The sequence below is a fragment of the Vibrio sp. vnigr-6D03 genome (assembly GCF_002835515.1).
GTDB lineage: Bacteria > Pseudomonadota > Gammaproteobacteria > Enterobacterales > Vibrionaceae > Vibrio > Vibrio penaeicida.
This window is the reverse complement of the sequence record NZ_PIZL01000034.1, coordinates 1-5,289: the sequence shown is the minus strand read 5'-3', so window position 1 is coordinate 5,289 and position 5,289 is coordinate 1. Positions and strand designations below refer to the sequence as shown.

Here is a 5,289-nt window from a genome sequence, read left to right as displayed (position 1 = left end):
TAACTGGGCGTTATAGCGCTTTGAAAATTCAGGGGTTGTAAGGTTCTCGAATGTTGCTGGCTTCAGTGTTTTTGAGTTCGATTCCTTAGCCTGAATCAAGGTGGATAAGTCGTCGCAAACCAAGCAATTGTAGTTCTTTCAAATTATCTCGATTCATCAAATTCTGAAGCTTTGTTTTCGATTAGCTCCTCCAAATTTTCGACTAATCCGGTGTTTTGGGTTCTGTGGTCTGGTTGCAGAAGGTTTTGTTGGATAAGATAGTGTCCATTGAATGCAAGCTAAGTGATTCATTGCCAAGCGAGTTTTTTGTTTTATCGCTCTAACAAACAGTTCAAGCAGACCAAAAACGCGTAGCATTTTTAGTTTGCGTTGGGTTTAGTGGTTAGGGTAGTTTGCAGAAACAGCATTTGTACGTTTTTGGCTACTTAACTGGGCGTTATAGCGCTTTGATAATTCAAGGGTTGTCAGGTTCTCGAATGTTGCTGGCTTCAGTATTTCTGAGTTCGATTCCTCAACCATATCCAAGGTGGAAAATTCCCGTAAGCCAAGTCGTTGTAGGTTTCAAAACTATTCAGCTTCATCAGAATTTGAAGTTCGGTTTCCGGCTAGCTTTCCTAAATTCTCGACTGAATCGGTGTTTTGGGTTCTGTGGTCTGGTTGCAGAAGGTTTTGTTGGTTAAGATGCTGTTCATTGAATGCATCCTAAGTGCTTCATTGCCAAGTCAGTTTGTTACTTGTCGCTCTACAACAAACGCTTCAAGCGGACTGCCAACGCGTGGCATTTTTGGTTTGCAGTAATAATTGTGTCTAAGGCGCAATGCGGTAGCCGTTGTATTACATTGGCAGCCACTTAAGCGGGTGTTATAGCGCTTTGATAATTCAAGGGTTGTAAGGAATTCGAAAGTTGCTGGCTTCAGTCTTTTTGAGTTCGATTCCTCAACCAAATCCAAGGTGGAAAATTCTCGCAAGCCAAGTCGTTGTAGGTTTCAAAACTATTTAGCTTCATCAGATTTTGAAGTTTGGTTTCCGGCTAGCTTTCCTAAATTCTCGACTGAATCGGTGTTTTGGGTTTTGTGGTCTGGTTGCAGAAGTATACTTTGGCTAAGATGTTTTTCACTGAATGCATCCTAAGTGCTTCATTGCCAAGTCAGTTTGTTACTTGTTGCTCTACAACAAACGCTTCAAGCGGACTGCCAACGCGTGGCATTTTTGGTTTGCAGTAATAATTGTGTTTAAGGCGCAATGCGGTAGCCGTTGTATTGCATTGGCAGCCACTTAAGCGGGTGTTATAGCGCTTTGATAATTCAAGGTTTGTAAGGAATTCGAAAGTTGCTGGCTTCAGTGTTTTTGGGTTCGATTCTTCAACCATTACCAAGGTGGAAAATTCTCGTAAACCAAGTCGCTGTAGGTTTCAAAATTGCTCAGCTTCATCAGATTTTGAAGCTTTGCTCTCGGCTCGTTCCCCTAAATTCTCGACTGATTCGGTGTTTTGGGTTTTGTGGACTGGTTGCAGAAGGTTTTGTTGGCTAAGATGCAGTTCATTGAATGCAAGCTAAGTGCTTCATTGCCAAGTTAAGTCTGTTTGTTGGTATCGCTATAACAAACGCTTCAAGCCGACCGCCAACGCGTGGCATTTTTAGTTTGCATTAGTAATTGTGTTTAAGGCGCAATGCGGTAGCCGTTGTGTTACGTTGGCAGCGGCTTAAGCGGGCGTTATAGCGCTTTGGTAACTCTAGGTTTGTAAGGTTATCGAAAGTTGCTGGCTTTCGTGTTTTTGAGTTCGATTCCTTAACCTGAATCAAGGTGGAATATCCTCACAAACCAAGCTGTTGTAGGTTTCCCCAAAGTCTCCCAATTCATCAAATTTTGAAGCTTGATTTTCGGTTTGCTCTTCTAAATTCTCGACTGAATCGGTGTTTTGGGTTTTGTGGTCTGGTTGCAGGGGATTTTGTTGGCTAAGGTGCAGTTCGTTGAATGTAAGCTAAGTGCTTCATTGCCAAGCGAGTTTTCTGCTTGTATCGCTACAACAAATAGTTCAATCAGACCAAAAACGCGTGGCATTTTTAGCTTGCGGTGAGTTTTGTGTTTACGGTAGCTTGCAGAAGCGGCATTTGTACGTTTTTGGCTACTTAACTGGGCGTTATAGCGCTTTGATAATTCAAAGGTTGTAAGGTTCTCGAAAATTGTAGGCTTCAGTGCTGGAAAGTTCGATTCCTCAACCAGCATCAATGTGGTGAAATTGGCGCAAGCCAAGTTGCTGTTGCTTTCAAAACCAATTAGGTTAGCCAAATTGGAAGCTTGATTTTCTGTTTGCTCCTCTAAATTCTCGACTGAATCGGTGTTTTGGGTATTGTGGTCTGGTTGCAGAAGATTTTGTTGGCTAAGATGTCTCTCATTAAATGCAGATCAGATGCTTCGCTGCCAAGTGAGTTTGTTTATTCGTTGCGCCACAACAAACGCTTCAAGCGGACTGCCAACGCGTGGCACTTTAGGTTTGCAGTAATAATTGTGTTTAAGGCGCAATGCGGTAGCCGTTGTATTGCGTTGGCAGCCACTTAAGCGGGTGTTATAGCGCTTTGATAATTCAAGGGTTGTAAGGCTCTCGAAAATTGCTGGCTCCAGGGTTTTTTGAGTTTGCTTCCTCAACCAAATTCAAGGTGGAAAATTCTCAGCAAACCAGCTCGTTGCAAGCTTTCAAAGCTAGTTGGGTTCACTAAATTTCGTAGCTTGGCTATCGGTTCGTTTTCCTAAATTCTCGACAGAGTTGGTGTTTTAAGTTCAGTGGTCTGGCTGCAGAAGGTTTTGTTGGCTAAGATGCTGCTCATTGAATGCAAGCTAAGTGCTTCATTGCCAAGTCAGTTTGTTACTTGTTGCTCTACAACAAACGTTTCAAGCGGACTGCCAACGCGTGGCACTTTAGGTTTGCAGTGAAAATTGTGTTGAAGGCGCAATGCGGTAGCCGTTGTATTGTATTGGCAGCCACTTAAGCGGGTGTTATACGAAATAATGCGAGGAAATAAAGTTGCCAATAGATCATACATTTAGACCTCTTTGGAATGTTCCTAGTAGGGAGTACCTTAAGCGTGGTTTAAAAAATCTTCACTTGTTGCAACCTGATGAAGAAATAGGTTGTTTCTTGGCAATTCAGAGAGCGAATGAGCTTCATGAATCAGTCCAATTGAATCCACAACATTTGAAAGCTTCATGGCAGGAAAATATTGATTTCTTAAATGAAGAACAAATTAGTGAAGCGCCCTTAGCTTGTTATCCTATTTACTTAATTACAGTAGGGGATGAAACCGATGAAAAGTTAGTATATATCGGTAAAACATCATCATCAGTAAACCGTTTCAAGTCTGGTCACAAAGCTATTTCTCTCTTGCACCACCCTAAATATAATGGGCTTACTAAACGACTGTATCAGTGTAGTGTCATTTTTATTAAAGGAAGTACACACTTGCCTATAGAGCTTGTTCAGCCGTATGACTTTGCTGATGAACTACTATCTTCTTTTGAAGCAAACTTAATATATTGGAACCAACCAGAACTGAATTATCAAAGTAAAAAAGTAGAGCCTGATTTCAAATTTGGTCAAGTTCATGTGCAAAATATCAGTGGTGTGACAGACTTTTGGCAAGACGAATTCATCTGAAAATTTCGTATAACAAGCAATTTAAGAGGGATTCACAACGCTCGGCATTTTTTCTTCTACTTCAAATTTAGTGTTTATGGCACAATGCGTTAGGTTTGGTTGGAGGCGTTGTTCACCCCTTAATTGGGCGTTATAGCGCTTTGATAACTCAAGGGTTTTAAGGCTCTCGAAAATTGCTGGCTTCAGTGTTTTTGAGATTGATTTCTCAACCAAATCCAAGGTGGAAAAGCCATCGCAAACTAAGTTGCTGCAAGCTTTAAAAATCAATTCGGTTCGCTGAATATTGAAGCTTTGCTCTTGGCGCGTTTTCCTAAATTCTCGACTGANNCAAGCGAGTTTTTTGTTTGTATCGCTACAACAAACAGTTCAAGCAGACCAAAAACGCGTGGCATTTTTAGTTTGCGGTGAGTTTTGTGTTTAGGGTAGTTTACAGAAACAGTATTTGTGCGTTTTTGGCTACTTAACTGGGCGTTATATGCAATCGCACAAATATTAATGTCGCCACGGTACTGTGTTTTGTATAATGGTTCTTTTTAAACTAACAGGGTCCCTTAGATGGAAGAGCTAAAAGAACAAACAAGTGATGTAAGTGAGTCAAAAGCTAAAGGTAGAGGCTTAAATCTAAATCAGGTAAACACATCATTAACGATAGTAATCAAACTTGTAGTAATTGGTGTGCTGCTCGCCTCTTTCTTCGCGGGTAAGTCGGTGTACCAGCAATACGCTCACTATGGTCCAAGTTGTGCGGAGCAAGTATCCGGCTTTCAGTTTTGGATTGATAATGGTAAAAAAGTTAAAGGTAAAATAGTATCGGTTCATCAGTCTCGATTACAAACAGAAAATGGTTCCACTCAATGCTTTGGTCAGTTCTTAACTGAAAGTGGTGAATATAAAGAGTGGAAAGGTTCAGTTAGTGAGCTGATGAATAAGGAAGTAGTTGGTTGGGCAAAAGTAACTAACTAATTTGCATATAACAATCTGTTTAAGAGTGATTCGCAACGCTTGGCATTTTTGCTATGCGTTGCGTTTAGTGTTTAAGGTGGTATGCGGAAGCTTCGGTATTGCGTTGCTCACACCTTAACAGGGCGTTATATTATTTTTTGACTTTTGAGGCTTTCAATAAATGAGCAGAGTTATAATCGGGCTGTTTACAATAATACTAAGCTTTTCTGCATTTAGTTCTATTAAAACAACAGACAAGGGAACAATTACGAGGTTATTTGCTTATGATGACTACGGAGCAGTAGCTGGTCGTGATGGTGCAGATATTGCTGTTTGGATGAAAACAGGTATAGCAGGTTGTGAGGATGGAGTTTGGCTTTCTCCTTCTGCCCCTGGGTATAACATGATCGGGTCTTTTTTACTTACAGCATATACAACAAAGCAGCAGGTTAGGTTTCAAATCTATTCCGATAGGCTTTGGAAGGGTTCTGGCACAAAGCTTTGTCAAATAGATGCAATCAGATTTGAGTAATTAATATAACAAAAGCTTCAAACCGACAAACAACGCGTGGCATTTTTGGTTTGCTGTGAATTTAGTGTTTAAGGCGCAGTGCAGTGGCTTGTTTTGTGCGTTGTCTGCGGTTTAAGCTGGCGTTATAGCGCTTTGAAAATTCAAGGGTTGTAAGGAATTCGGA

Annotated in this window: 4 protein-coding genes; 3 read left to right on the top strand and 1 reads right to left on the bottom strand. The window is 40.9% G+C overall.

Annotated elements, in window-relative coordinates; translation table 11 throughout:
* Positions 1-1,893: 1,893 nt before the first annotated feature.
* Positions 1,894-2,289, bottom strand: a complete 396-nt coding sequence (locus CW749_RS22975) for a hypothetical protein (RefSeq protein WP_101114732.1) — start codon at positions 2,287-2,289, stop codon at positions 1,894-1,896.
* 733 nt (positions 2,290-3,022) lie between these two features.
* On the opposite strand from CW749_RS22975, the gene CW749_RS22960 reads away from it, so the two are divergent.
* The 3 genes from CW749_RS22960 to CW749_RS22940 all read left to right on the top strand — a co-directional run bounded on the left by CW749_RS22960 (position 3,023) and on the right by CW749_RS22940 (position 5,126).
* Positions 3,023-3,652, top strand: coding sequence for a GIY-YIG nuclease family protein (locus CW749_RS22960; protein WP_101114730.1), 630 nt, complete (start codon positions 3,023-3,025; stop codon positions 3,650-3,652).
* 555 nt (positions 3,653-4,207) lie between these two features.
* A complete protein-coding gene (locus CW749_RS22950) occupies positions 4,208-4,615 on the top strand; it encodes a hypothetical protein (RefSeq protein WP_101114728.1) in 408 nt (135 codons plus the stop codon).
* A gap of 160 nt (positions 4,616-4,775) precedes the next feature.
* Entirely contained in the window at positions 4,776-5,126 is a 351-nt protein-coding gene (locus tag CW749_RS22940) for a hypothetical protein (RefSeq protein ID WP_045967324.1), read from the top strand.
* Positions 5,127-5,289: the final 163 nt, after the last annotated feature.

Coding starts and splice junctions, on each gene's coding strand:
- CW749_RS22950 (WP_101114728.1), top strand. CDS start 4,208: ATGGAAGAGCTAAAAGAACAAACAAGTGATGTAAGTGAGTCAAAAGCT.
- CW749_RS22940 (WP_045967324.1), top strand. CDS start 4,776: ATGAGCAGAGTTATAATCGGGCTGTTTACAATAATACTAAGCTTTTCT.